The sequence below is a fragment of the Shewanella psychrophila genome (assembly GCF_002005305.1).
Taxonomy (GTDB): Bacteria; Pseudomonadota; Gammaproteobacteria; order Enterobacterales; family Shewanellaceae; genus Shewanella; species Shewanella psychrophila.
This window is the reverse complement of sequence record NZ_CP014782.1, coordinates 3,358,211-3,384,316: the sequence shown is the minus strand read 5'-3', so window position 1 is coordinate 3,384,316 and position 26,106 is coordinate 3,358,211. Positions and strand designations below refer to the sequence as shown.

The 26,106-nt window shown below is 45.3% G+C and carries 25 protein-coding genes; 16 read left to right on the top strand and 9 right to left on the bottom strand.

Annotated elements, in window-relative coordinates; genetic code table 11:
- Positions 1 to 48: 48 nt before the first annotated feature.
- Positions 49 to 939: a methylenetetrahydrofolate reductase gene (gene metF, locus sps_RS14555; protein WP_077753192.1), complete on the top strand. Its 891-nt coding sequence runs from the start codon at positions 49 to 51 to the stop codon at positions 937 to 939.
- Between the two features lie 438 nt (positions 940 to 1,377).
- Here the strand turns inward: metF and sps_RS14550 are convergent, their stop codons facing one another.
- Positions 1,378 to 2,295, bottom strand: a complete 918-nt coding sequence (locus sps_RS14550) for an IS5 family transposase (protein WP_077751385.1) — start codon at positions 2,293 to 2,295, stop codon at positions 1,378 to 1,380.
- Positions 2,296 to 2,454: 159 nt separating this feature from the next.
- On the opposite strand from sps_RS14550, the gene sps_RS14545 reads away from it, so the two are divergent.
- The 4 genes from sps_RS14545 to sps_RS14530 all read left to right on the top strand — a co-directional run bounded on the left by sps_RS14545 (position 2,455) and on the right by sps_RS14530 (position 4,785).
- Positions 2,455 to 2,988 (top strand): c-type cytochrome, encoded by a 534-nt coding sequence (locus sps_RS14545; RefSeq protein ID WP_077753191.1) that lies wholly within the window; start codon positions 2,455 to 2,457, stop codon positions 2,986 to 2,988.
- 9 nt (positions 2,989 to 2,997) lie between these two features.
- Positions 2,998 to 4,065, top strand: a complete 1,068-nt coding sequence (locus tag sps_RS14540) for a c-type cytochrome (RefSeq protein WP_149027282.1) — start codon at positions 2,998 to 3,000, stop codon at positions 4,063 to 4,065.
- Positions 4,066 to 4,142: 77 nt separating this feature from the next.
- The gene (locus sps_RS14535) at positions 4,143 to 4,565 is read left to right on the top strand and encodes a GFA family protein (RefSeq protein ID WP_077753190.1); all 423 of its coding nucleotides are present in this window, start codon (positions 4,143 to 4,145) and stop codon (positions 4,563 to 4,565) included.
- Positions 4,558 to 4,785, top strand: coding sequence for a cysteine-rich CWC family protein (locus sps_RS14530; RefSeq protein WP_077753189.1), 228 nt, complete (start codon positions 4,558 to 4,560; stop codon positions 4,783 to 4,785). Before sps_RS14535 ends, sps_RS14530 begins: the two co-directional genes overlap by 8 nt.
- 13 nt (positions 4,786 to 4,798) lie before the next feature.
- On the opposite strand, the gene sps_RS14525 is transcribed toward sps_RS14530, so the two are convergent.
- Complete coding sequence (locus sps_RS14525; protein ID WP_077753188.1) at positions 4,799 to 5,209, bottom strand: hypothetical protein; 411 nt, start codon at positions 5,207 to 5,209, stop codon at positions 4,799 to 4,801.
- 197 nt (positions 5,210 to 5,406) lie between these two features.
- Between sps_RS14525 and sps_RS14520 the strand changes: the two genes are divergently transcribed.
- Together sps_RS14520 and sps_RS14515 are read left to right on the top strand one after the other, a co-directional pair.
- Positions 5,407 to 6,171 carry a PIG-L deacetylase family protein gene (locus sps_RS14520; RefSeq protein ID WP_237157842.1) on the top strand — a complete coding sequence of 255 codons (765 nt, stop codon included), beginning with the start codon at positions 5,407 to 5,409 and terminating at the stop codon, positions 6,169 to 6,171.
- A 161-nt stretch (positions 6,172 to 6,332) separates the two neighbouring features.
- The gene (locus sps_RS14515) at positions 6,333 to 7,715 is read left to right on the top strand and encodes a YHYH protein (protein ID WP_218919593.1); all 1,383 of its coding nucleotides are present in this window, start codon (positions 6,333 to 6,335) and stop codon (positions 7,713 to 7,715) included.
- 74 nt (positions 7,716 to 7,789) lie between these two features.
- Here sps_RS14515 and sps_RS14510 read toward each other — a convergent pair whose 3' ends face one another.
- Positions 7,790 to 8,839: a linear amide C-N hydrolase gene (locus tag sps_RS14510; RefSeq protein WP_077753186.1), complete on the bottom strand. Its 1,050-nt coding sequence runs from the start codon at positions 8,837 to 8,839 to the stop codon at positions 7,790 to 7,792.
- A 101-nt stretch (positions 8,840 to 8,940) separates the two neighbouring features.
- Between sps_RS14510 and sps_RS14505 the strand changes: the two genes are divergently transcribed.
- Both sps_RS14505 and sps_RS28670 read left to right on the top strand, forming a co-directional pair.
- Positions 8,941 to 9,861 carry a LysR family transcriptional regulator gene (locus sps_RS14505; protein ID WP_169915771.1) on the top strand — a complete coding sequence of 307 codons (921 nt, stop codon included), beginning with the start codon at positions 8,941 to 8,943 and terminating at the stop codon, positions 9,859 to 9,861.
- Between the two features lie 74 nt (positions 9,862 to 9,935).
- Positions 9,936 to 10,100 carry a hypothetical protein gene (locus sps_RS28670; protein ID WP_179948375.1) on the top strand — a complete coding sequence of 55 codons (165 nt, stop codon included), beginning with the start codon at positions 9,936 to 9,938 and terminating at the stop codon, positions 10,098 to 10,100.
- Positions 10,101 to 10,283: 183 nt separating this feature from the next.
- On the opposite strand, the gene sps_RS14500 is transcribed toward sps_RS28670, so the two are convergent.
- Both sps_RS14500 and sps_RS14495 read right to left on the bottom strand, forming a co-directional pair.
- Positions 10,284 to 10,691, bottom strand: coding sequence for a hypothetical protein (locus sps_RS14500; RefSeq protein WP_077753184.1), 408 nt, complete (start codon positions 10,689 to 10,691; stop codon positions 10,284 to 10,286).
- Between the two features lie 260 nt (positions 10,692 to 10,951).
- Complete coding sequence (locus sps_RS14495; protein WP_077753183.1) at positions 10,952 to 11,332, bottom strand: hypothetical protein; 381 nt, start codon at positions 11,330 to 11,332, stop codon at positions 10,952 to 10,954.
- 136 nt (positions 11,333 to 11,468) lie between these two features.
- On the opposite strand from sps_RS14495, the gene sps_RS14490 reads away from it, so the two are divergent.
- Together sps_RS14490 and sps_RS14485 are read left to right on the top strand one after the other, a co-directional pair.
- Positions 11,469 to 12,596, top strand: coding sequence for an NAD(P)/FAD-dependent oxidoreductase (locus sps_RS14490; protein ID WP_077753182.1), 1,128 nt, complete (start codon positions 11,469 to 11,471; stop codon positions 12,594 to 12,596).
- 167 nt (positions 12,597 to 12,763) lie between these two features.
- A complete protein-coding gene (locus sps_RS14485; protein WP_077753181.1) occupies positions 12,764 to 13,207 on the top strand; it encodes a hypothetical protein in 444 nt (147 codons plus the stop codon).
- A gap of 111 nt (positions 13,208 to 13,318) precedes the next feature.
- On the opposite strand, the gene sps_RS14480 is transcribed toward sps_RS14485, so the two are convergent.
- The 3 genes from sps_RS14480 to uvrA form a co-directional block, all read right to left on the bottom strand.
- Positions 13,319 to 15,160 (bottom strand): DEAD/DEAH box helicase, encoded by a 1,842-nt coding sequence (locus sps_RS14480; protein WP_077753180.1) that lies wholly within the window; start codon positions 15,158 to 15,160, stop codon positions 13,319 to 13,321.
- Positions 15,161 to 15,408: 248 nt separating this feature from the next.
- Entirely contained in the window at positions 15,409 to 16,467 is a 1,059-nt protein-coding gene (locus sps_RS14475) for a M28 family peptidase (protein WP_237157841.1), read from the bottom strand.
- A gap of 199 nt (positions 16,468 to 16,666) precedes the next feature.
- The gene (gene uvrA / locus sps_RS14470) at positions 16,667 to 19,501 is read right to left on the bottom strand and encodes an excinuclease ABC subunit UvrA (RefSeq protein WP_077753179.1); all 2,835 of its coding nucleotides are present in this window, start codon (positions 19,499 to 19,501) and stop codon (positions 16,667 to 16,669) included.
- A 266-nt stretch (positions 19,502 to 19,767) separates the two neighbouring features.
- On the opposite strand from uvrA, the gene sps_RS14465 reads away from it, so the two are divergent.
- From sps_RS14465 to sps_RS14445, 5 genes are all read left to right on the top strand, one after another.
- Complete coding sequence (locus tag sps_RS14465; RefSeq protein ID WP_077753178.1) at positions 19,768 to 21,135, top strand: MFS transporter; 1,368 nt, start codon at positions 19,768 to 19,770, stop codon at positions 21,133 to 21,135.
- Between the two features lie 78 nt (positions 21,136 to 21,213).
- Positions 21,214 to 21,930, top strand: a complete 717-nt coding sequence (locus tag sps_RS14460; protein WP_077753177.1) for a single-stranded DNA-binding protein — start codon at positions 21,214 to 21,216, stop codon at positions 21,928 to 21,930.
- A 403-nt stretch (positions 21,931 to 22,333) separates the two neighbouring features.
- Positions 22,334 to 22,675: a curli production assembly/transport protein CsgE gene (locus tag sps_RS14455; protein WP_237158120.1), complete on the top strand. Its 342-nt coding sequence runs from the start codon at positions 22,334 to 22,336 to the stop codon at positions 22,673 to 22,675.
- A 36-nt stretch (positions 22,676 to 22,711) separates the two neighbouring features.
- The gene (locus tag sps_RS14450; protein ID WP_077753175.1) at positions 22,712 to 23,113 is read left to right on the top strand and encodes a curli assembly protein CsgF; all 402 of its coding nucleotides are present in this window, start codon (positions 22,712 to 22,714) and stop codon (positions 23,111 to 23,113) included.
- A 3-nt stretch (positions 23,114 to 23,116) separates the two neighbouring features.
- On the top strand, positions 23,117 to 23,896 hold the full coding sequence (locus sps_RS14445; RefSeq protein ID WP_077755699.1) for a CsgG/HfaB family protein: 780 nt from the start codon (positions 23,117 to 23,119) through the stop codon (positions 23,894 to 23,896).
- Between the two features lie 693 nt (positions 23,897 to 24,589).
- Here sps_RS14445 and sps_RS14440 read toward each other — a convergent pair.
- Complete coding sequence (locus tag sps_RS14440) at positions 24,590 to 26,098, bottom strand: curlin (protein ID WP_077753174.1); 1,509 nt, start codon at positions 26,096 to 26,098, stop codon at positions 24,590 to 24,592.
- Between the last annotated feature and the right edge of the window lie 8 nt (positions 26,099 to 26,106).

The window sequence follows — 26,106 nt, the reverse complement described above, 5'->3', positions numbered from 1 at the left end:
ACGCTTAATCAGTTAAAGCAGTTAAGTCGAGCTGTAGAGGGAATAGGAATGGGTTTTCATCACGCACAACATTCAACATCACTAAATCAGAGCTTAGCTGAGCTTAATGGTGATATTAATGTTTCTTTCGAATTTTTCCCTCCTGCATCACCAGAGATGGAAAAGATCCTCTGGAACTCTATTCGTCGTCTCGAGCCATTGAAACCTAAGTTTGTTTCTGTGACTTATGGTGCGAACTCTGGTGTTCGAGACCGTACACATGGTGTGATTGAACGTATCCAGAGAGAGACTGATTTGGTCGCTGCACCTCATTTGACCTTAGTCGATGCCAGTGATGAAGAGCTCAAAGAGCTGGCTAAACATTACTGGAATTCAGGGATAAGAGACATAGTCGCGCTACGTGGGGATCTTCCCGATGGTAGCCCTAAGCCGACCCGGTTTGCTAACGATTTGGTACGTCTATTGCGCTCTGTCGCCGATTTCGATATCTCAGTGGCGGCTTATCCTGAAGTTCACCCTGATGCAAAGAATGCACAGGCGGACTTGATTAATCTTAAAAAGAAGATAGATGCCGGTGCAAATCGGGCTATTACTCAGTTCTTCTTCGATGTCGAGTCTTACCTAAGATTCCGTGACCGTTGTGTCGCGGCAGGTATTGATGTTGAAATCGTTCCGGGCATACTGCCTGTGACTAACTTTAAGCAGCTTAAGCGTTTTGCTGGCATGACAAACGTCTCTATTCCAGGTTGGCTACACAAGCAATTTGAAGGTTTAGATGATGATCCCGCGACGCGTCAGATGGTAGGTGCAAACGTGGCTATCGACATGGTTAAAGTCTTGTCTCGTGAAGGGGTTAAAGACTTCCATTTCTATACCCTTAACCGTGCGGAACTGACCTATGCCATTTGTCATACGTTAGGTGTACGCCCAGGGCAATAAGTTATTTTTAGTTGCTGTAATGCATAAAGCTGGAATTGAATGCCCCGTCTTGTGATGGGGCATTTTTTAATGGGTTCAACTCAGACCGACTTCATGGATAGTATTTAAATGGTTTTTATCTGTTTTAGTTATATTAAGTGCATTAGCTTTCTACAAAATATTTAAGTTCTAGATATTTATAGCCTATGCGCGGCATACGAGCTATTCCAATATCGACCAGCATCACCCTTTCCTCCTATCAGTATTTAAGTTTATCTCTGAACTAACTCGATGACACACATGTGATACAGTTGCGTTACATCTATGGTACATTTAATGTGTTGTGGGCGTATTCATTGGGTGATTAACATGAGACATCTCTTTACACTTATCGTTGTAACACGGCGTTGTTGATCAAATCCTCGCTATAGATGCAGCTACTCCAAGGGTTTGAGCTAACTAGGCAGCCTGTTTCCTAACTGGCATTCCTAGTCTTATGACTTTGTTCATTGCCTTTACACCTGCCAGCGCTTCACCTACTTGAGCATTATAATCTCGTAGGCTAAGTTTCGGACTAATTAGTTGCTTATATCGGTACATTGCTGTTTCAGATAGTGACCGTAAGTGATAGTCATTTTCCTTCTTCCATTGCGCTAACTCATTATTTTTGAGGGCTCTCACTGCCTCGTTTCGAGGATGCCCATCCTCCCAAAACCCAGCACTGCTTCTTGGTGGGATAGTGGGTTTGCAACCTTTACGCTGAAGTAGTTTGTGACACGCTTTGGTGTCGTATGCTCCATCAGCAGAAACTTGTTTAATCTGTCTTCTTAACGGCTTGATTAATGTGGGTAACACTTCATTATCAGCAACGTTAACCAGAGTGACTTCTGCTGCTACGACTTCATGCGTATTAGCATCTACTGCGAGGTGTAACTTACGCCAGGTACGACGCTTTTCTTTACCATGCTTTCGAGTCTTCCATTCTCCCTCGCCGTAAACTTTGAGGCCCGTTGAATCAATCACTACATGTGCCACAGAGCCACGACTCGGTGAGCGATATTTGATATTTACGGTCTTGGCACGTTTGCTAATGCAGCTATAGCTTGGTGAGGTTAGTGGCACATCCATAAGCTGGAAAACCGAGGTAGTGAAACCTTCTAGTGCTCTCAGTGATAAGTTGAATACACCTTTAACAACCAATGCAGTTTCAATAGCAACATCAGAGTAAATATACCCACGGCCACGGCGGCCGTGATGTTCAGAGCAACACCAAGAGCTAATGGCGTGCTCATCAATCCAAAAGGTCAAGGACCCTCGATTAATCAATGCCTTGTTGTACTGAGACCAATTGGTCATTTTACGCTTAGCTTTACCCATCTTGATGTTTCCAATAACCACATTGGAAGATCAGATCACATAAGCTGCAAAAGGTTCAATCGATTTAGGAAACAAGGCCTTGTAACACTGTTAAGTGGTCAGTTTTTTGCCGGAACAGTAACAGGGTCGACGGCTGAAACTAAGACAAAAGCTGCGCCTATGCCTGCTTCAGCTCAGTTGTGTGCAGGCTGTCATGGTCTGCAAGGCCAAGGGATTGATCCCGTAGGTCCAAGACTCGCAGGCCTTTCCGCCGAATATATTCAACAACAGATTAAGCTTTTTCAAACTGGGCAACGTCAAAATCCGACCATGGGGCCCATGGCTATGACGGTTCAGGGAGAGGCTATCGAGCAGGTTTCTAAATACTTCTCATCTCAAGATGTAGCCGATGTTTCTACTCATGTCCGTGGGGAAAAGGTCAGCTATGACGATCCTACCGAGCGTCTGGTTTACCAAGGGGATTGGGAGCGTATTATCCCAGCTTGTGTCACTTGTCATGGCCCTTCGGGGATTGGTGGTGGTCAGTTTCCGCGTTTGGCGGGTCAACAGGCTAATTACCTTAAGGCTCAACTGCTAGCCTGGCAAACAGGTTCACGCAAAGGGGATATCGACGGGATTATGGGCGATATAGCGGCTAAGCTTACCGCTAGCGAAATCGATGCCTTATCACAATATTTTTCCACGCTAGAATAGGAGTCACTCATGAATTTTTTGAAAAAAGTTTTAGTGGCCTTTGCTTGGCTAACTGTGGTATTTGCTGCTTTATTTTCCTATGTTTCCCTTGCTCAGGCTACAGAGTTGCAAGATAAGCAAGCGGAGTTGACCTCTGTACCTAAGTCTGCTGCCGGTGAGTATTTAAAACCAAGAAGTTTAGCCTCTATTCCCGAGGGAGAATTTGGGGATAAAGTGCGTTTGGGGTATAAACTCTTCGTTGATACTCAGCAGTTGAAGGATAAACAGGTTGGCAATGAGCTTAACTGCTCAAACTGCCATATGAATGCAGGCCAACAGGCCAATGCATCGCCTCTCTGGGCTGCCTATTTTGCTTATCCTGCATACCGTAAGAAAAACGATAAGGTCAACAGTTATGAGGAACGTCTTCAAGGTTGTTTCACTTACTCGATGAATGGTATAGCTCCTGGTAAGGGAAGCCCTGAACTCGTCGCCCTGTCAGCTTATTCTTACTGGTTAGGCATGAGTGGCTTGATGGATAAATATCAAGTTGCAGGAGCCGTCCCTGAGTTAAGTGACGAGGAGTTGGTAAAAGGTGGTAAGCGAGCTGATTTTCCTGTTCCGGAGGTAATAAAGCAGGCCCTCACGGTCGAGCAAAGAGCTAAGCTACCCGGTAAGGGCTTTCCTTCTATCGATAAGCCTAAGTTAGCCTACTCTCCTGAGAGAGGAAAAGTGGTGTACGGCGCCCATTGTCAGACCTGCCATGGTGATAATGGTCAAGGGGTAGAGATGAAGGGAGTTGATTCTCTGCCTCCGTTATGGGGCGAGAACAGCTTTAATTGGGGAGCGGGTATGCACAGAGTCAATACCGCAGCCTATTTTATCTATGAGAACATGCCATTTGCTAAAGGCTTCCAGCTATCTAACCAAGAGGCTTGGGATGTTGCTGCCTATATTAATTATCACCAAAGGCCTCAAGATCCACGCTTTAAAGGTGATGTACAGGGGTTAAAGGATAAATACCATAAACATCAGGGATATTATGGTGAGGAAGTATCCGGGTCTGTTTTGGGATCCGAGAAATCTAAGGAAAATTAACGCTTCTTAGTTTATCCGTTGAATATACTTAAATAGGGCATGTATAGTTACATGCCCTATTTTATGAGATGTGAGGAATGATACAGGCTACAAACCTATTTAAGGCGAGCTGTCACTGTGGTGCTGTCGAGCTTAAGATAAATTTACCCGAAGGTTTAGTCGACCCTCGTAGATGCGATTGCTCCATGTGTAGGCGGCGTGGGGCGATTGTTGCTTCTGTGCCTTTATCCGATCTTCAGATCGTCAAAGGGCAAACAGTATTGAGTCTTTATCAATTCAACACTCATAGTGCGAAACATTTTTTCTGCTCTCAATGTGGGATCTATACCCATCACCAGAGACGTTCTAATCCCCACTTATATGCATTCAATGTGGCTTGCTTAGAGGGTGACCCTTTTCAACTTCAAAAGCTATTGCAGGAAGGTGTGACACTATATGATGGCGTTAACCATTCAGCGGATCGGATGCCTAACATAATGAGAGTTGATTTAGATGAATAAGCTTGTCGTTGAGCAGGGCCTTTGTCCTCTCTGTCAACGAGGTAACGCTTGTGCTGTGGAGTCAGGGGGAGCGATAGATACTTGCTGGTGCACTCGCGTTTCTTTTCCGCCAAAAGATGTATTGCAAGGTGCAATGCCATCCTCCAATTCTTGTATTTGTGAAACCTGCATAGAAAAATTAAATCAAGAAGTCATCTTAGGCATCAAACGTATAGGTTAGTGATTGTAGGTTATCAATATTCAGCCGCTGATATCAGATTGACATCTCGCTGAAAGCTGCCATCGGTCAGTCTCTTGTGCTCGATACCATGTAACATGAAAGAGATGTTATAGCGGTTACCTTTAACTGACAATTTACTAAGCACTGAGCCACGGACAATAAAACCTTCGGTATTGGTGGTTACGTCTTTTGTTCGCTCTATGGCACTAATTTTATAGACAGTTGTACTTAGTTTTTCGTCGCCCTGAACCACCATTGCCATTTGCCCTGGTATCACCCGCTGCCAATCTTCATTTACTGCATTCTCTACTTGGCGATCATCGAGATTGAAGATGATGGGGTCGTAATCTGCTGGTGGATTATTAGCCTCTTCATCGTAGACTTTATTATAATTTCGACCTGTTAAATTATTAAAGTAGATCATGGGTGTCTCAAGGTTGATTAGCTATACTTAGATGACACATGGATCTATACATCTGTATAGTTTGTTTGTGAAAATATATCCATAGAATTTTAAATAAACGTTAAGTCGATCTTTACTCTGTTACGACGGTTTGAGGTGACACAATGAGGCTGATGTTTGTGTGTATCATGAAATTAATGAAGATGAGCTGTATAATTATGTTTCTTACTTTACTAGCTTGTTCTTGTCAGTTGACTCGGGAGACAAAGCTCATAGACACTCAATCCGTTGTTGTATTGTTAGCCCATCCCGATGATGAAACTTGGGTATCGGGTACTTTGGCAAAGTTAGCCGATCTAGGCATAAAAGTATTTCCTGTATACGCCACTTCTGGAGATGCTGGTAGTGACCATTCAGGCCAAGGGCTATCTGGGTCTAAGCTGGCTAAAGTACGGGAGCAAGAAGCATTAGAAGCTGTAGCTATTTTAGGTCTGCAAGCCCCGATATTCCTGCGTTTTTCTGATGGTAAGCTTAATCAAGATATTGAAAGTCTTCTTATTGCTGTTCACAGTATTATTGAGCGTGAAAAGCCCCAAGCAATATTGACCTTTGTAAGAGGAGGGATCACGGATAACCTAGATCATAAAACCATGAATATCTTGGTTGAAACGTATTTTTCTAAGCTTGGGATATATTTTGGCGTATCTGAATCTCAGGCTGATGAACTGGCGAATTCGGCAAGTAAATTTGCTTTAGATTATCGTGTCGCTAGGCCTATCGATGATGCTGAGGTCAGTATTAAGGTCGATATAACGGCTTATAAAATCAGAAAAATAATGGCTATGGAAAGTCATATAACTCAGTTCCCCCCTGTTATGAACAGCGCATATGAAGATTACCTTGAGTCGTTTCCTCAGGAGGAGTTAGTCACTGGAAATAATGCCTGTCGGTTAATCTTACTTACTACGCAGCCTGCAAACTAGCCTCAATTACATGGCGAGCCTTGCTCTTTGCACTTCAAAGTCAGCTTGACACAGCTTTACCTTGTTTTACACCTTAGTGTATTGCTTAAAATCGTATTGTTAACCAATATTTAACAACTGGTTGGAGTCGTTAAGTATGAGATGGGATCTCTGGGGGATAAATGATGCAATTTAATAATACATTTTCAGGTTTAAAGCGAAGTTTACCGATAGTCGCGCTAGGTACATTATTAGTGGCGTGTGGTGGTTCTGATAGTGATTCAGGTAATGACAGTAGTGGGACTGATACTACACCTGATGTACCAGCTTCGAATATCGCGCCTGTGGCAAATGCTGGAGCCGATATAACACAGGCTGTTGGCAGCGTTGTGAATCTTGATGGTACAGCAAGTAGTGATGCCGATGGTAATAGCTTGTCATATAACTGGGTGTTTGCTTCGATGCCTGATGGCAGTAATGCCAGTTTGAATGGACAAACTTCATCGCAACCGGATTTCACCCCCGATATTGTAGGAAGCTATCAAGTATCCTTGATTGTCAACGATGGTCAGGTCGATAGTAATGAAGATTTAATCGATGTGATAGCCACTACAGAGTCTGTGGATATCACCAATGTTGAATTTACCAGCCGTGCCGGTAGCTGTGGTAGTTATGAAGGCAGTTACTTCTCCAATGTCATGGATCTTCAACGAGCTATGGGATTCAGCGGAGATCTAACCATTGCAATGAGTAATGGGGACTGTGTTGTACAAGCTAATGATATTCCAAATCATGACTTCAATGATGCTCAAGCAAGCTTTGCAACTAATGTGTCTGTGCAGGACTCCAATTATGTTATTAATAGTCAGCCTCTGCAGGTGCAAAGCAGCACAAGTTTAAACCTAGGTGTTACTAATGCTGTGATGCTCAATGGAGTTGCTATCGATCTGTTGGCCGCAGCGTGTTATGGGGTAGGTAACGAGCCTTTGGGCCAAGAGAAGATTGGTTGCGGCCAAGATCAAATTGATAATCCTTGGCGTTATGACCCTATGTCACAGCTGAATAACTTTGGCACCGATGAACATAATGCCCATGTTCAGCCTGATGGCACTTATCATTATCATGGCAGCCCTATGGCTATGTATGACTTAGATTGTGCTGCCACAGGAGAGGTGTCGCCTGTTATCGGTTTTGCAGCAGATGGCTTCCCGGTATATGGCCCCTGCTTTCAAGACCCTCAGACCAGTTTAGTCCGTGAAGCTGAGTCTAGTTTTATCTTGAAAGCGAATGGCGGTGCTAGACAACCCGTAAGTGGCTATACAACGCCTATTGATGGAGTCGGTGGCATAGCCAGTAGTGATTATGACGGTCAATTCAGAGGTGATTATGAGTTTTTATCCGGGCAAGGTGACTTAGATGAATGTAATGGCATGACAATCGATGGCCAATATGGCTATTACATTACCGACAGTTATCCTTGGGTATTGAACTGCTACAAAGGCGAGCTTGATGACTCCTTTAGCAAGGTAGGGCCAGCTTTATCTAACTTGCTGCATAGCCATTAAGTCGTTAGGTCACCTTAGGCTAATGATTAGAGTAAGGTGACCTGATATGCTCATTACTTATTACTTATTACTTATTACTTATTACTTAAGTCGATTATCTTCTGGGTGATATCCCCGGCCAGATTTGGATCATCTAACTTGATTCTCACTGGTTTGTTGTTTTCGATAAGTGTGTAAACGTTAAGGTTAAAACGGGTAAAGACATCGCCCCATGTATATTCCAGGAAGGTGGTTCCTGTCTCCAGACTCTGGCTTATGGTCCACTCGGTGGCGTACTCAGTCATCTCGCCATCGACAATTCTATTTGGCGCGTCGTGAGGAACCTTGACGACAGTGGCCTGTAATTTCATTAAGCCATTGATGGTGCTTTGAGGTTCGGTTAGATGCGATAGAAAATAGCGAGCATGTAGGTACCTTTGCTCTGGGTTAACATTACCTTTCTCACCTATTATGCTTTTTCCATTGGAATTCGCTAGCTCTTGTTTGGACCAGACTTTGTCCCAATTATCGATGTGCGCTTTTACGCTAGGTTGATTGGTCATGACCTGGGCGTCTTCACCTGTGTAGACGTTCACCCCTTCAGGATCTAATTCGATAATCGCGCGATCGCCAGACTTATCAGTCACAGTCCAGTGGAACTTAGGTGCAATAGGAAGCCCCGGAAGCTCAACTAAGGTGGATTTTATCTGGTTAATGTTAGCTAGCACCTCTTTTACATTGGCAAAATTAGTTGCCAGATACTCACCGTATGTTAGTTGAGACACGCTGCCTTTAAGCTTTTCTCCCATGGTCATAGGTCCGTAATACAGAACACTAGCTCGCATGCCTTCGCTATTAACGACGTCATGAACTAAGCCTCCATATGAGAATATGCCCGCAACTGTGTATTTGGTTTTGTATTTTCCGCCAGCTTTGTCTAAACCTAGTAAGAGCCGTTCTGAACCTGCTGGTAGTACCCGGATCTCTCCTTTCGTTGGCTCTAGCCAATCATTGGTTCGGCTAATGAGCGTGCCGAATGTTTTGGTATTCCAAGCAACGTCTGTGCAGGCTTCGACTGTAAATGTGCTTGCCCCAGCAAGACCTAAGGTGAATATACAAGTAAGTGCAGTAAAGTGAATCTTCATGTGTATGCCTCGTAGTCGTCAATGTCGCCTTATCATATGTGGTACATTCTATGGATACACATCAGAGTTGATGGATGAGATCCACGCTAGGGGGGATTGTCATGAGCTTAAGTTATGAGCAGATCAGGGCCTTTGTTACTGTGGCTGAAACTGGGTCCTTTAGTGCCGCTGCGCGAACGTTAGGACGAGATCGGTCGACTCTCAGTCAAGTGATCGCAAATTTAGAGATAGATTTGGGCTACGGGCTTTTCGAGCGTTCGGCTAAATTTCCTGTGCTCACTCGTGACGGTCATGCTTTATTGGCGCACGCTAAAAACTTAGCTGAGTACACCTCCTCTTTTGAATCCTTGAGTGCCAGCATAGGTGAAGGTATTGAGAGTGAATTAACGATTGTGCATTGTGATTTAATTCCAAAGGAACTGATAACCTTAAGCGTTCAAGCGATTCGTTCAAAATTTCCCGATACCAACATTCATTGGTTACATCGAAGCAGGCAAGAGATCATTGCGGAGTTAGAAGCCGGTGAGGCTGATTTAGGCTTGGGGGTATCCTTTAAGGGGAAGGCGATAAGCCGGATGCAATATATTCATTTAGCTAACTTACACTTTATTCCTGTGGTAGGGGCTGGACACCCATTGGTGAAAGTTTCAGAGACAGAAAAAGTAGGTATTACACAATTGAGAGGAGTTAGGCAGCTGGTCCCTGAAGATTGTATCACTGCAGATATGCAATCCTCGGTGGTGTTGTCGCCTCATTATCAAAGGATAGAGAATATGAGCGTGCTGAAAGCCTTGCTTGAAATTCATGAAGGCTGGGCATTATTGCCTAAAGGTCTGGTTCATGACGATCTTATTGCGGGGTCTTTAGTGCGTTTAAATATTAAAGAGTTGAATCAAGCTGTTTGCTTTCCTATAAGTTTATGGTCATTTAAATCAAAAAATCCAACCCCTGTCAGGCAGTCACTGATAGAGAGTATTTGTGAAACAATCAATCGGCTGGTAGAAAAATATCAGCAGGTGTGATTCTGTTGATAGTCATGTAACGCCCGCTATGCTGTGACGCGCCACTGTTTATCTATGCCTTAGAGATTCTTGTGATGGCGTCGTTCAGTGATTTTAGTCAGTTTGTGACTGGGACTATGGATGAATGGTGGATTGCAATATTTTGTGCCATTAATACTTGCTGGCTATGGCTGTTTTGGATAGTCGATCTAGTATTAGCTGGCGATCCTAATGAGTGCCATGCTAGCGCTTATTTTTAGCTTTAGCAGTAAGCACTCGTTGTCAGTTTAGGTCTGTGGCCTGACATGTTGAGCAGCGATAGTTTAGATATTTTGTCGCTGTCAGGTATTGGGATGATCATTATTTCTGTAATGAAGTCTGTAGATATTTCCTCTCTCTATTAAACAATTAGATGCCCTAATGATTCAAGATGGCAAATAGTCTTATGAGGTTAACTCGAGCTGCTTCTCTGTCGATAGCTGTTCTTCTAACCAGTTGATGGCGGTTTTATTACCGTCGTTGATGCCTGAGAAGAGGCGTATATTCAACTCATCTATCTGGCGTCTTTGGCTAAATTGTGGGGGGAGTTTCGCTTCATTTTCATCGTAGAAGACGACGGCCGTTGCCTTTAAGTTTTCTTGAGATGCCATGCAAAGCTGGGCTTCGAAGGAATAAGTATATCTGTGTTGCTTATTGACGAGTAAGGCATAGTCATGATTAAAAGTTTGACTCATGTATTCATCAAATTCCCCTAACATCTCTAGAGTGATCTCAACGCCAGGCTCAATAGTCACTTGAGCAATATTGTTAGTTAACAGTTCGACCGAACAACCAAAATTAAATTTATGCATGTTTTTCTTCCTTGTATTATTACTTTTATAGCGCCATAGAAGCTTAGTATAAAATAGCTAAAGCTGTAAAATGTATGCGGTTACATTTACATTGTGGAAGCACAGTAATCTCTTATTCATCTCTAAAGACTATTGAGGAAATTTGAGTGTTTATTGGTATTTCAGTGTATTAGAGCAGTCTGAAAGGGAAGAAGTTCGCAGGTGAATGATAATTAATCTAATTGATGTTCAATAGTTCTCCCAGCTCCATCAGAAAGAGCCTAAGTTACGCTCAATGTTAGCCAGACTAATGCTTTCTTGGTGCCCAGTTTTGTAGCGGGAAAGCTTTTTATCTTAATGTTATCCATTTTACGTCTCTTATCAAATAGTGGCGGGATCTGCTCTCGGTGTAAATCATAATATAAGACGGCAATGGCCTTCTGCTTTTCTAACGACGCCAAACACAGCTGAGCCTCATAGGTGTAGCTATATGGGTTTTTCTTGTTGACCAGGAGTGCGAAGGAGTCCGAATAGTATGTGTCCAGATAAGTATCTAGTTCTTCAACCATCTCTATGGTGAGTTCAATCCCCGAATCTACAATCACCTCGGCAATACTTTTATGTAGATGGTTAATAGTGCAGCCAAAACTGAGTCTAGGCATCTCCTTCACCCTTAATTTTATTATGTTTGGTCTTATTCAATATAGTGTATTAATCCCACTGGGTAAATTGACGCAATTGGGGGTAATGCTTGATAGTATAAGGCTTGCATTGTCGACAAAGGCTTAGGTAATTGAAATGGATAAAGTTGATGCTGTCGTTGTGGGCGCAGGAGTCGTGGGGCTGGCAATAGCGGCGAGGTTAAGCAGTAAGCTTTCCAATGTACTCATCATAGATAAGCACCAGAGATTCGGTGAAGAGACCAGTAGCCGTAACAGTGAGGTGATCCATGCTGGTATCTATTATCCCGAGCAGAGTTTAAAAGCTAAGCTCTGCGTCGAGGGCAAGCTGGCACTGTATGAATACTGCCAAAAAAGAAAAGTCCCATTTAGCCGCTTAGGTAAGCTCATTGTGGCCCAGAATTCAGATCAGCATGCATATTTAGAAGACTTGCAGCTTAGAGCCAGAAACAATGGTGTAGAAGATCTTGTATGGCAATCGCATCGAGACCTGCATCGATTTTCATCTGAGTTAAAGGCATCTACCGGGCTTCTCTCTCCATCGACCGGCATCTTAGATAGCCACCGTTACATGCAAAGCCTTCTGGCTGAGGCCGAGTCCAATGGCGCCATGTTAGCAGCTAATACTCAGTTTATAGGGGCCGAGCCCACAGATAAGGGATTTAATCTAAGTCTGGATATTGATGGCGAAGTCATGTCACTGCAGAGTCGCTATCTTATCAATAGTGCTGGTTTGTACTCTACTGATGTCGCTAAGAACATTGCTGGGGCGGGTAAAGAAAACATTCCTGAACTCTATTGGTGTAAAGGCCACTATTTTTCTTATACTGGCAAGAGTCCATTTTCAAAGCTTGTCTATCCTGTACCTGAGAGAAATATCGCAGGGCTTGGCGTCCACGCTACTGTAGACATAGGTGGGCAACTAAAATTTGGACCCGATACTCAGTACATCTCTCGCTCGACAATACCTGACTACAGCATAGACACAAGCCTGAAACCCAAGTTCCTAGAGGCAATAAAGTGTTATTTCCCGGGCATAGATGCGAACAAACTACAGGCGAGTTATTCGGGAATACGGCCTAAGCTTCAAGGGCCTAACACTAGTTTTGCAGACTTCCGTATAGATGGCAGCGAAGCACACGGCATAGAGGGGCTGATTAATCTGTTTGGCATAGAGTCTCCAGGGCTCACCGCCAGTCTAGCGATAGCTAAGCATGTAGCTGAACAGCTTGAGATCAATAAATAGATATTTTAGCTTACACAGAATTTAATATTCCTAGCTATGGAATAATTCAAACTGTACTAGATTTATATATAGCTGGGTAAGTATTATCAGGGGTAAATTACTCGCATCTCTTATGGATAAGATATTGATTAAAAGCTGAAGGCTAATTGATGACTTAAGGTGTCCATATGCGAAATATAAGATTCGATTGGTATAGGCTGCTCGGCTATAGCCTACTTTTTTTACTTTTTTCCTTGATTGTGACTATTGGATTTGTCTTTTCAATAACTGGTGAGGTTAAGTACTTAACGGAACTTGAGGTTCAAATATCTGGTATCGAATTAGCGTTTTCTTTAGCTATGTTTGTCAGTATTCCGGTTTTAATGTGCCGTTTTAGCTTTTACTTCTATCGTATGGTTAAGCAAGGAAGAAAAAGTGGCATTGGGATCATCTGTTATCAGAATCTGTTTAACCCGTTTAATTTTCTACTCTTTCCAAGCTTACTTAACCGCAATGGACAGGAGTCCAGAAGACGTTGTCTGGTGTCATTGACATTGTTACTCATACTCTACCTTGTCGTTTTTTTCGATACTCAGATCAAACCTATGCTTTTAAGCATGAGCACTTGGTAGCTTCATTTTGCTAGCCAAAAATAACAAAGTTAGCCATAAAAAAAGGAGCCATAGGCTCCTTTTCATTGATGTATTCACTTAGCCTTTATTTGCTAGTGAAATCATCTTAGCTTAGCTCTCTTTAGGAGCGCCACCTTTACGATGTGGTTTTCTGTCACCTGATGGACGACGATCGCTTGAGGCTTTACGTGGACGACGTGCCGGACGGCTATCTCCACCTGAAGGCAGTTCAGCACCTTCCGATTCACGAATGTTCAGAGGTCTACCACAAACACGCACTTTCCTAAGGTGTTGTAGTACATCCGCTGGCATTCCGGCAGGAAGGTCGATAGCTGTTATTTGATCGAACAACTGAATTTGACCTATGTAACGGCTGTCGATGTTAGCTTCATTAGCTACTGCACCAACAATGTTACCGACACCAACGCCATTGTCACGGCCAACGTCTATGATGTAGCGACACATCTTAACGTCTGGATTGTCTTTAAGTGAGTCAGCTGTACCTAAATTACTAGGAGTCGGGCGTGAATCACGACGTGGACGCTCACTGCGCTCGCCACGAGCAGGCCGGTCACCGCGATCATTGCGGTCACGAGAGTTACGATCATCACGGCTATCACGTTGACGTTCGTGAATCGATGGTAACTGTAGCGGGCGATCTTTCTGAACTTGCTGTAGTAATGCAGCTGCAAGTACATCGGTATCGACTTCTAGCTCTTGACATAGCTTCGCAACTGCACCCTTCATGAAGTCTAAAGAGTCTTTAGCAATAACCTCTGCAACTTGCTCACCTAGACGAGATAGACGACGTTCAGTTACTGTTTCTGGGCTTGGGACATCCATGGGAGAGATACGGCTCTTAGTCGCACGTTCGATAGTGCGCAGCATACGCATTTCTCTGTGTGTAACAAAAAGAATGGCCATACCCGTACGGCCTGCACGACCTGTACGACCAATACGGTGAACGTAAGCTTCAGTATCATATGGGATATCGTAGTTAACTACGTGTCCGATACGCTCAACATCTAGGCCGCGAGCTGCGACGTCTGTTGCAATAATGATGTCTAACTTGCCGCGCTTAAGCTGATCAACAGCACGCTCACGGGCTTGCTGGTTCATATCACCATGAAGTGGCGATGATGCATAGCCGCGAGCTTCAAGCTTTTCAGCAAGTTCAACACAACTGTTACGAGTACGAACGAAGATGATAATACCTTCGGTCTTCTCAACTTCTAAAACACGTACCAGAGCTTCAAGCTTGTTATGTTGTGACACTTGAACGAAACGTTGTTCGATGGTTTCAACTGTCGTAGTTGTCGCAGCAATCTTGACGTGAACTGGCTCTGTCAAATATTTATTGGCAACACGCTTAATTTGCTCTGGCATAGTCGCAGAGAAAAGAGCAAGTTGACGTTGCTTAGGTGTATGCTCAAGGATCCATTCGATATCGTCGATGAAGCCCATTTTTAGCATCTCATCGGCTTCGTCGAGCACCATAGCTTTTAGTGAATCTAGCTTAAGTGTACCGCGACGCATATGGTCCATTACACGACCAGGCGTACCAACGATGATCTGAGGGCCACGTCTGAGGGCGTTCAGCTGTTGATGCATGCTCTGACCACCGTAAATTGGTAGTACATGTAAGCCTTTCATGAACTTAGCGTAGCTGGCGAATGCTTCAGCAACTTGTACTGCAAGTTCACGAGTCGGTGCTAAGACTAAAATCTGAGGAGCATGAACCGATGGGTCTATGCTGTTCAGTAGTGGCAGTGCGAAAGCACCGGTTTTACCTGTACCAGTCTGCGCCTGACCTAGTATGTCTTTACCGGCCATAAGAGGGTCGATACTTGCGGCTTGAATCGGTGTTGGCTTCTCATAGCCAAGGTCGTCAAGAGCACGCAAAAGAGGCTCGGAAAGGCCGAGTTCGCGGAAAGTTTGTTCATTGGATGACATGGGTTGTAACCTTGTGGAATAGCAGAGTGCTCGTAAAGCACTTAGGTTTATAGACAGAAAATCAACCCCGTGTCGACTTCCCGCACCGAATAACGTATCAGTAAGCCGAACATTATAGCAGGGTGCAATTGGTATTACCAATTAAAGATGGGGTTTTAGCCTATATATCTGATGATTTCCTAGCAAATATTAAGCCAATTAATGAGTTAGCGAGTGAGGTATTTAATTTCTATTAGTGATTTTCACGTTTATTTCAACGTTAAACTGTCAATAATCAGCAGTTGATAGACCGATTCGCTTACAGCCGCCAGAAATTTAAGATCTATTTTCTCTACTGTATCGCCGCTCCCATGATAATCCTTGTGAGGCGGGACTCCAAAATAGAGCCAAGGAACTCCGGCTTTGTGTAGAGGGTAGTGATCAGATGCTCTCAACCAGTCTACTTTCAGGACACTTCTTCCTAAGGGACTAGGGTGGTTTGCCTTGATGCATAGACCTGTGGCGGTGGTTAGTGTTCTTTTTATATCATTAAAATGGGTAAAGCCTCGCCTGCCTTCGAGGTAGATAACATAAGGGCGACCGGGGCGGCCAACCATGTCCATGTTGATGGCTAATTCTATCTGTTCTATTTGTGGGATGGTCCCGAGCTCTTTGAGTTGTTCGACTAAGGCATAACCACCAAAGAGGCCGGGTTCTTCGGCATCGGTTGCGACAAACAAGGTGTTGACCGGACTTTGCGATGAGTCAGGGAGGCCGGCGTAACCGATTTTGTTGTGTTTAGCGATTTGGCTGGCTACTTGTAAAAGAGCGGCAACTCCGGAGGCGTTATCGTCGGCTCCAGGGTGGATTTTATTTCCTTTCATACCTAAATGATCGTAATGGGCGAGAATGACTCGCCATTTATCTGTGGGCTCAGGGGCGTAGATGACGCCGATCATATTGATTCCTCGGCGCTCACCGAAACTATATTGGTATGTAAATGGCGCCGAATATTTACCTTTCCAGGGGGTGAGTCCTATCTCACGATATCTTAGGTCAATATATTGTCTAGTTAACTCTGCCCCTGAGGTGCCGGTTTTTCTTCCTTCAAATTTCGGAGAAGTAAGCTTAGCTATATCGGCATGAAGCTGTTCTGTGTCGGCCCATTCAAGAGCAAGTTGAGTTTTGCAAGAGGCATAGGAGGAACTTGAGTGAGTACAGCCGGAGATTATCAGGCTAGTGAATAACACAGTGGCCAGCATAACTGATTGCTGAAATCTCAGTCTGGTACTCGTTAACCCATTAAGTCGATGAGGAGTTGGATCCATCCCGTTCCTTACTGCCAGTTGTTTTATCTAACTTAACCCCATTTAAGCTGAGATACACTAGGTTTGTCTTTTAAATCGGATAATGCGGGGGCTGGTTATTCATACAATAGGCTAAATTAAGTGAGCAGCCCAAGCCATATAGACTCGGGCCGACATTTATACCAATCTTATTCCCACCTGACTTTACTGTAGGCTTTCATCATTGCAGTAGAGGTTTGAGGAATCGTGCCGTATGGGAGTCAGCATGTTGAGCAACCTCTTCCGGGGTACCAGCGACCAAGATAGTTCCGCCGCCTGCGCCGCCTTCGGGGCCCAAGTCGATGATCCAATCAGCAGTCTTGATGACGTCCAAATTATGCTCGATGACGACGATGGTGTTACCGTGGGTTTTTAGCCTATGTAAGACGTCTAGTAGTAGCTGAATATCGGCGAAGTGTAGCCCGGTTGTCGGTTCATCGAGAATATACAAGGTCTTGCCGGTATCTCTTTTCGAGAGTTCCTTGGCAAGCTTGACGCGCTGGGCCTCACCGCCTGATAGTGTCGTCGCGCTCTGACCTAAACCAATGTAAGAGAGACCGACTTCCATCAACATTTGTAGTTTTCGTGAGATAGCTGGCACGGCATCGAAGAAGCCGCGTGCCTCTTCGACTGTCATAGATAACACCTCGTGTATATTTTTACCCTTGTATTTCACCTCTAAGGTTTCACGGTTATACCGCTGACTCTTACAGCTATCACAAGGGACATAAACATCCGGTAGAAAATGCATCTCAACTTTAATCAGACCATCGCCCTGACAGGCTTCACAGCGTCCACCTTTGACATTGAAAGAGAAGCGACCTGGCTTATAGCCCCTTGTGCGAGACTCTTGAGTCGCGGCAAACAGCTCTCGAATAGGGGTGAAAATACCTGTATAGGTGGCCGGATTCGATCTGGGCGTACGACCGATAGGGCTTTGATCGATATCGACAACCTTGTCGCAGTGATCCATGCCCTTGATACTCTTATAGGGCGCTGGTTCATCTACAGTGGCACCATTGAGTTGCCTGTGAGCTATCTTGTAGAAGGTATCGTTTATCAGCGTAGACTTACCGGAACCTGATACCCCAGTTACACAGGTGAAGAGGCCGACTGGAATGGTTAAATCCACATCTTGAAGGTTGTTGCCGCTGGCGCCGAATAGTTCAATCAACTTGTCGCCGTCGTATTCGACCCGCTCTTCACTGATATGGATCTGTTTCGCGCCGGACAGATATTGGCCGGTGATCGAAGACTCACAGTCGAGAATATCTTGCAGGGTGCCATCACAGATCACCTCGCCACCATGAACTCCGGCCCCAGGGCCGATATCAATAACGTGATCGGCCATCTTGATAGCATCTTCATCGTGTTCGACGACAATAACTGTGTTACCTAAGTCTCTTAGGTGGATCAGAGTTTGCAGTAAGCGTTCATTATCTCTCTGGTGCAGGCCGATAGAGGGTTCGTCGAGCACATACATGACACCGACGAGTCCGGCGCCAATCTGGCTGGCGAGTCTGATCCTCTGGGCTTCTCCGCCGGATAATGTCTCAGCCGAGCGGGATAGGCTCAGATAATTGAGTCCCACGTTTACCAAGAAGCCGAGTCTGTCTCGCACTTCCTTGAGGATCTTCTCTGCTATCTGACCTTTTTGTCCCGGGAGCTCTAGGCTGCTGAAATAGTCCATCGCCTCTCCGATAGACCACTCGGTCAGCACCGGCAGGTTCAGATCTTGGATAAATACGTTTCTTGCTTCTTCCCGCAGACGAGAGCCACCGCAGCTTTGACAAGACTGGGTATTGATGAACTTAGCCAGCTCTTCACGGACGGCGTTTGACTCGGTTTCGCGGTAGCGACGATCCATGTTGTTGAGAATGCCTTCGAAAGGGTGGTTACGTACCACTACATCCCCTCGGTCATTGATGTACTTGAAGGCAATACTTTCTTTTCCGGAACCGTATAACACCAGTTTACGTACGTCATCAGTCAGTTGCTGAAAGGGGTGTTCTATATCAAATTTATAGTGTTCGGCTAATGAGCTGAGCATCTGAAAGTAATAGAAGTTACGTCTGTCCCAGCCACGAATAGCGCCGCCAGCGAGGGAAAGTTCAGAATTTAATATCACGCGGTCTGCGTCGAAAAACTGCTGCACGCCTAAGCCATCACAGGTACCACAGGCACCAGCTGGGTTGTTGAAGGAGAATATTCTAGGCTCGAGTTCGGCCATGGAGTAACCACAATGTGGGCAGGCAAAATTTGCAGAAAACAACAGTTCTTCTACTTGGTTCTGCTTGTCATTATCCATAGAGGCGACAGTGGCAATACCACCGGATAGCTCGAGTGCGGTTTCGAATGATTCGGCCAGACGTTGTTTAATATCATCCCGTACCTTGAAGCGGTCGACAACGACTTCGATAGTGTGCTTCACATGCAATTCTAATTCTGGTGGATCGGTCAAGTCGCAGACATCCCCATCAATACGGGCACGAATAAATCCTTGAGCCGCCAGACTCTCGAGGAGTTTGACATGCTCTCCCTTGCGATTGTTGACTACCGGGGCAAGCAGCATTTGGCGACTGCCTTCAGGTAGCTCTATGACTTTATCGACCATCTGACTGACCGTCTGTGCGGCGAGTGGCTGGCCATGGGTTGGACAGCGGGGCTCACCCACACGGGCAAAAAGCAGACGTAGATAGTCGTAGATTTCTGTGATGGTACCTACGGTAGATCTGGGGTTGTGAGATGTGGATTTTTGTTCGATTGAGATGGCTGGGCTTAGACCTTCAATCAGATCGACATCAGGCTTTTCCATCAGGCTTAAAAATTGGCGCGCATAGGCGGAGAGAGATTCAACATAGCGTCTCTGTCCTTCGGCATACAAGGTGTCGAAGGCTAGGGAAGATTTTCCTGAGCCGGAAAGGCCAGTGATCACAATCAACTTGTTTCTGGGAATCGTTAAATCGATGTTTTTTAGATTGTGGGTGCGGGCGCCACGTACTTCAATCTTGTCCATCTGTCTCTCTATGCCGAATAAAAAAGAGATCGATTATCGCATAAAAAATGACAAAAGCGGAACTCTTAGGTTTGAGGACGGACAGGATCCTTCTAGCCCGTTCATTTGCACTCAGGAAGCATACTTTGAGTACATCCATAGATTCACTTCGACTATAGGGAAGCCTAAACTTTGTTTAATCACATCTTGGGATATTCTTTTTGAGCTAATTAAGCGCTTCGTGATAATATGCGCGACTTATTTATGTATTCAGATCAGGGCGGAACATGGCCAACAACGGACTCTCAAAGACTGAGACAAAAGTCGCGTTTTCATTAGCCGGTGTATTTGGTTTGCGCATGATGGGCTTATTTATGATCATGCCTGTCTTTGCACTATACGGGCAACATCTAGAGGGCTTTTCACCACTTTGGGTGGGGATAGCCATAGGTGCTTATGGTTTAACTCAAGCCGCCCTGCAGATCCCCATGGGGATCCTATCGGATAAGTTTGGCCGTAAACCTATCATCCTCATCGGTCTGGTATTGTTCGCTATCGGTAGCCTGGTCGCTGCCAATGCCGATACAATTTATGGTGTCGTGGCCGGTCGGGCAATACAGGGAATGGGGGCGATAGCTGCAGCAGTGCTTGCCTTGGCTGCAGATTTAACCCGGGATGAGCAGCGCACTAAGGTGATGGCGATTATCGGCATGTGCATAGGTTTCTCTTTCGCATTGTCGTTGTTGGTCGGGCCAATTGTTGCTCAGTATATTGGTTTATCGGGCTTGTTCGCTATGACGGCGTGCCTGGCTGTACTAGGCATGTTAATCGTACAGTTTTTGGTGCCAACTCCCGTCACCCATGCGCCGAAAGGTGACACCGTGGCGACGCCAACCAAATTAAAAGCCATGATCAGCGACCCGCAATTAATCAGGCTCGATGCCGGAATATTTATTCTTCACCTGGTGCTGACGGCTGTATTTGTGGCCTTGCCACTGGATTTGGTTGATGCGGGCCTAGTGAAAGAGAAGCATTGGATGCTCTATTTTCCGGCATTCATTGCAGCCTTCTTCCTTATGGTGCCGCTGATCGTTATCGGGGTGAAGAAGAAAAATACTAAGGCCACGTTTCAGGTCTCTTTGTTGGTCATGATGTTGGCTTTAGGTTTGATGGCGCTGTTTGCCCATAACCTAGTGGTTTTGAGTATTGCCGTGGTGCTGTTTTTTACCGGATTTAACTATCTGGAAGCCTCTCTGCCAAGTTTGATTGCCAAGTTTTGTCCCGTGGGCGACAAGGGCTCAGCCATGGGTGTTTACTCCACCAGTCAATTTCTTGGTGCCTTTTGCGGTGGCTTACTCGGTGGTGGCGCATTTCAATTATTGGGCGCCGTAGGGGTATTCATAGCGGCTCTGTGCTTGATGACTCTCTGGTTATTATTGACCCTAGGCATGAAAAATCCTGTGCTACTCAAGAGCTATACCCTTGAAGCTACAGTAGAAGGTAAAGAACAGGCCAAGGCTATGGCAAGTGAGTTGTCTCAATTAACCGGAGTTGCCGAGGCGATAGTTGTCTTGGAAGAGAGAGTCGCATATTTAAAAGTTGATGAGCATTTCGATTTAAGAGAAGCGCGAGCTGTGTTAGGCTCTGTCAGCTAACTCGCCTATTCGGATATTTTGTTTCGAAGTGGGCGCAAAAATTTATAGTAATTAGTAAGAATATCTCAGGAGATTTCAATGGCCAGTCGTGGTGTCAATAAGGTAATTTTGGTCGGTAACTTAGGGAAAGACCCTGAAGTTCGTTACATGCCAAATGGCAATGCCGTAGCCAACTTTACAGTGGCGACGAGTGAGTCTTGGAAAGACCAACAGGGTCAACAACAAGAGCGCACCGAATGGCACAATATCGTCATGTACCGTCGCTTGGCTGAAGTTGCTGGCGAGTACCTGAAGAAAGGTTCAAAAGTCTATATCGAAGGCAAACTGCAGACCAGTAAGTGGCAAGATCAGTCTACCGGTCAAGACCGTTATAAGACTGAGATCAATGCTAACGAGATGCAGATGCTCGATAGCCGTGGTCAAGGTGGCGGACAGCAAGGTGGCTATGGTCAGCAGCAGGGTCAGCAGCAACAGTCTGGTGGTTATGGACAACAGCAGGCGCCTCAACAGCGTCAGCAGGCTCCGCAGCAGCAATCTAACTATCAAGGTGGTCAGCAGCAGGCATCACAGCAAGCACCTCAGCAGAGTGGTTATGGTCAGCAGCAACAGGCTGCACCGCAGCAGGCTCCAGCCTATGCGCCCAAACCTCAGCAAGGAGCTCAACAAGCACCACAGCAGGCGGCTCCTAAAGCAGCTCCACAGCAACGTCCTGCGCCTCAGCCACAACAGGCTGCGCCGCAACAGAACTTTACACCGGATCTCGATGACGGTTGGGATGATGATATCCCGTTCTAGACATGGCTAAAGAGTATACTCAAATATACTCCTTATGCATGACTCAGAAACCTCGCTACGGCGAGGTTTTTTTATGATATTTATTCGAGGATTATCCAGTGAGATAGTGTGAGTCTGCTACATCTTTGCGCTTACTTTTCACCTAGGTCTTATTACCTAAAAGTATTACTCCCTTCTTCTAGTTTTTATTTCGAGCTGCAATTTTAGCCTTTTTTCCCGTCGTAAGATTGCTGTTTACTGTTACTGTGGACAGGTTCATGTCTTTCACAATAACAACATAAGGAAATCACCCGTTAGTGCTGGATTAGGCATATGGAGAGCCAATAAAGCCTAGGGTATGACTGAGTATATGGTAAAAAAACTGATTTTAATTTCCCTCTTATTGAGTCTGGTTTGGCCTGTGATGGCTAAGGAGAACGACATCGAGATTAGCGGTCTAGTGATCGATAGAACCTTGACGCGCTTTGGAAAAGATTTCGGCTTTTACTATTCAGGATATTGGAGGGATCTTCCTTTTACACAGGGGTTTAATGTCACTTTATACGAAACGGTCTTTCCACAAGCTGGCACACAGCTCACCTTAGAGGTCAATGGAACGGCTATCTATAGAACCCATTTTGGACGCCGAGCAAATCCTATTAAGGAGAGAGCGGAGCAGGCCATTTTGTTAACCATAGACTACATGGCTAAAGTCAGAGCAAATGCGATAACAGGTGAATTTGCCGATACTTCAGACGGTTATTAGCTCAGCAGCTAACCAAGATGATTAGGAATAAGAATAATGAATTACAGGATGTTACTTATGGGGGCAGCGCTATCGGCTGCAAGTCTGGGAGCTAACCAGACTCAAGCCACCGAATTAGTTTATACCCCTATCAACCCAAGCTTTGGCGGTTCGCCTCTCAACGGCTCATATCTGCTTAATAAAGCCAATGCGCAGAATGATCATACGGCAGATAGTGCTGAGAAAGATTTCGTCACTCGTTTTAAGGAATCACTGGAGCGTAATATTCTCAATACGGTTACCCGTGGTGTGGCAACTGGTGAGATCACCGATGGCACTTATGATACAGGGGATTTTCGAATCGAGGTCGCCACTATTGGTGATGGAGTCATGTTGACGATTACTAACCTGTTAACGGGTGAAGTGACTGTGATAGAAATGCCAACTTACGGAGGTTAGATGATGAAAAAATTAATTTCTAGCTTCGGCGTGTTATTGCTTTCTGCTTGTAGCTTGATCCCTAAACCTGAGCTCAATATCACCGATGCCGAGCTTAATCCTGTGAGTCAAACCATGCGAGAGTTGCAGGCAAAACCTGGGCCTAAATACCCTATACCGGTTGCCGTCTATTCTTTCAGGGATCAGACTGGGCAATATAAGCCGCAACAGAATGTGAGTTCGTTTTCGACAGCCGTGACGCAAGGCGCGACCTCTATGTTGATCCAGACGTTACTCGAATCTAAGTGGTTCACGCCGGTGGAGCGCGAAGGGTTACAAAACCTGCTTACTGAACGGAAGATAAGTAAGAAACAACCAGTAAAAAAGAAAGAATCGGAAGTGCCTTTATTAACTAATGCCCGTTTATTACTTGAGGGAGGGATCATCAGCTATGAGACCAACATCAGTACAGGTGGAGCAGGTGTTGAGTATTATGGTATCGGGGCTTCAGAGCTGTACCGTGAAGATCAGGTGACTATTTATCTTAGAGCCGTCGATGTACACACTGGTAAGGTCATGATGTCGGTATCGACCACTAAGCGCGTCTTCTCTCAGGAGATGCGTGCAGGCTTGATGCGTTTTACTAGCCTTAATCGTTTGGCTGAAGCCGAAATAGGTTTTACCACCAATGAGCCAGTGCAGTTCTGTGTGCTTCAGGCAATAGAGCTCGCGGTGGCGGAAATCATAGAGAAAGGGATCAAGCTGGGATATTGGAATCAGCATGATTCATCAGTAAAAGGCTAGTTATGAGAGCGTTCGCGGGCTCATTGCGAGGACGCTGCGCTTCGAGTACGCCAACAAGTTGGCTACGAAATAAGAGCAAAAGATTTTTCTCGCAGCACTTTGCTGCGCTCCCTTCGAGTTTGCTGCGAGCAAAGAGCAATAGCTTCTGGGCATTTGACTTGTCTTTTCCTCGTAGTCGCAAAGCGACGTACTCGGAGGCGTTTCATAGCCGATCTCGCAGCGCAGCGTTCTAGCAGGGCGAAGCCCGTACTCGCAGTGACGAAGTCGCATCTTAGCTGCAGCTTTGCTGCGTTCCCTTCGAGTTAGCTAACAAGTTTGCTGCGAGCAAAGAGTAATAGCTTCTGGGCATTTGACTTGTCTTTTCCTCGTAGTCGCAAAGCGACGTACTCGGAGGCGTTTCATAGCCGATCTCGCAGCGCAGCGTTCTAGCAGGGCGAAGCCCGTACTCGCAGTGACGAAGTCACATCTTAGCTGCAGCTTTGCTGCGTTCCCTTCGAGTTAGCTAACAAGTTTGCTGCGAGCAAAGAGCAATAGCTTCTGGGCATTTGACCTGTCTTTTCTTCGTAGTCGCAAAGCGACGTATTCGGAGGCGTTTCATAGCCGATCTCGCAGCGACTCTGCAGCGTTCCCTATTTGCTATAAAAAAAGGGAGCCTAAGCTCCCTTTTCTAATCTAGTTAATATTTAACTAGTCTTAGTTCTGAATGACAGTTGCCGAGTTGAAGTCACCAGTCTGAGTCACTGATATGCTGTTACCCATACCCGTTTGAGAACCTGTTACTAGGTTATCGTTGCCAGTCTGAGCAATCATAAGGTTGTTGCCCATACCAACTACAGCAAATGCTGGGTCATCTTCGCCACCAACCCAGTTACCGTTGCCAGTCTGAGTGATCATAGCGCTGTTCTCATCACCGACAATAATCAGATCGATAAGGTTGAGGTCGCCATTTTGAGTCGCTTCAACATCTGTATTATCAAAACCTACAACTGTGACTAGCGCTTCGTTCTCGTTACCATTTTGGTCGATATCGATTTCGTTATCGTTGCCCTGAACATCGGCATAGCCAAAGTTTGTATCGCCATCTTGATGCACTTCGATGTCATTATCTTCGCCATCGGCAAAGGCTACGATTTCGTTGTTGTCACCGTCTGAGCTCATGTCGATGTCGTTGTCATCGCCATAGGCACCGAAAGTAGCGAAGTTAGTTTCACCTTCTTGATCTAGGTCGATATCGTTCTCATCGCCCCATACCTGGAACTCGGTGCCGTTGTTATTGCCTTCCTGTTCTAGGTCGATATTGTTATCACTGCCTTGGATGTCGGCAACAAGCGTGTCGCCTATAGTGTTACTGTCGCCATCTTGAGTTATCTCAACATCGTTATCATCACCTGTGGTAAGGGCAAGATAAGCCGTGTTGCTGTTACCATCTTGGCTGATTTCGATTTCATTGTCTGAGCCAGTTAGAGAGTAAACAAAACCTGTGTTGCTATCACCTTCTTGAGTGACTAAGAAGTTGTTGTTATCGCCATCAACACCTTTGACCGCACCTAAGTTACCGTTACCTTCCTGATAAACTTCGACGTCGTTGTTATTACCTACGTTAGGTGTGATATCTAGCGACACCATGCCACCTACGTTGTTATCACCATATTGAGTGATATCACCGTCGTTATCGTTGCCTTCAACACGGAATACACCGAAGTTACTGTCACCTTCCTGAAGGACGATGGCAGAGTTAGTATCGCCTAATAGCTCTACTACAGCTTCGTTCTGGCTTCCGTCTTGCTGAACGTCAGCAAAGTTATCATTACCTGAGATAACAACATTGGCCTGGTTCCAGAAGTCAGCCTGTGCAACTAAAGCTTCGTTGTCATCGCCTTCAATAGCTACATCAGCTACATGCCAATCAGCTGCTTGATCGACTTCGACATTGTTACCTAAGCCTTTTGAATCGACATAAGCTTCCGCCCAATATCCATCCTGAACGATCGTGGCTGTCTGCTCGTCGCCTTCTTGATTGAGCACTGTAGTATGACGATCACCAGTTTGAGTGACGTAAGCTTCTTGGCCAACGACATCGCCTTCAGTGACAGTTGTCTGAGTCACTGTGGCACTATTATCTGAGTCTGCAAAAGCAGATGAGCTCATTCCTAGTCCTGCGGCGATTGCTAAAGCTATGATCGATTTTGTTTGCGTTCTCATTTGACGCT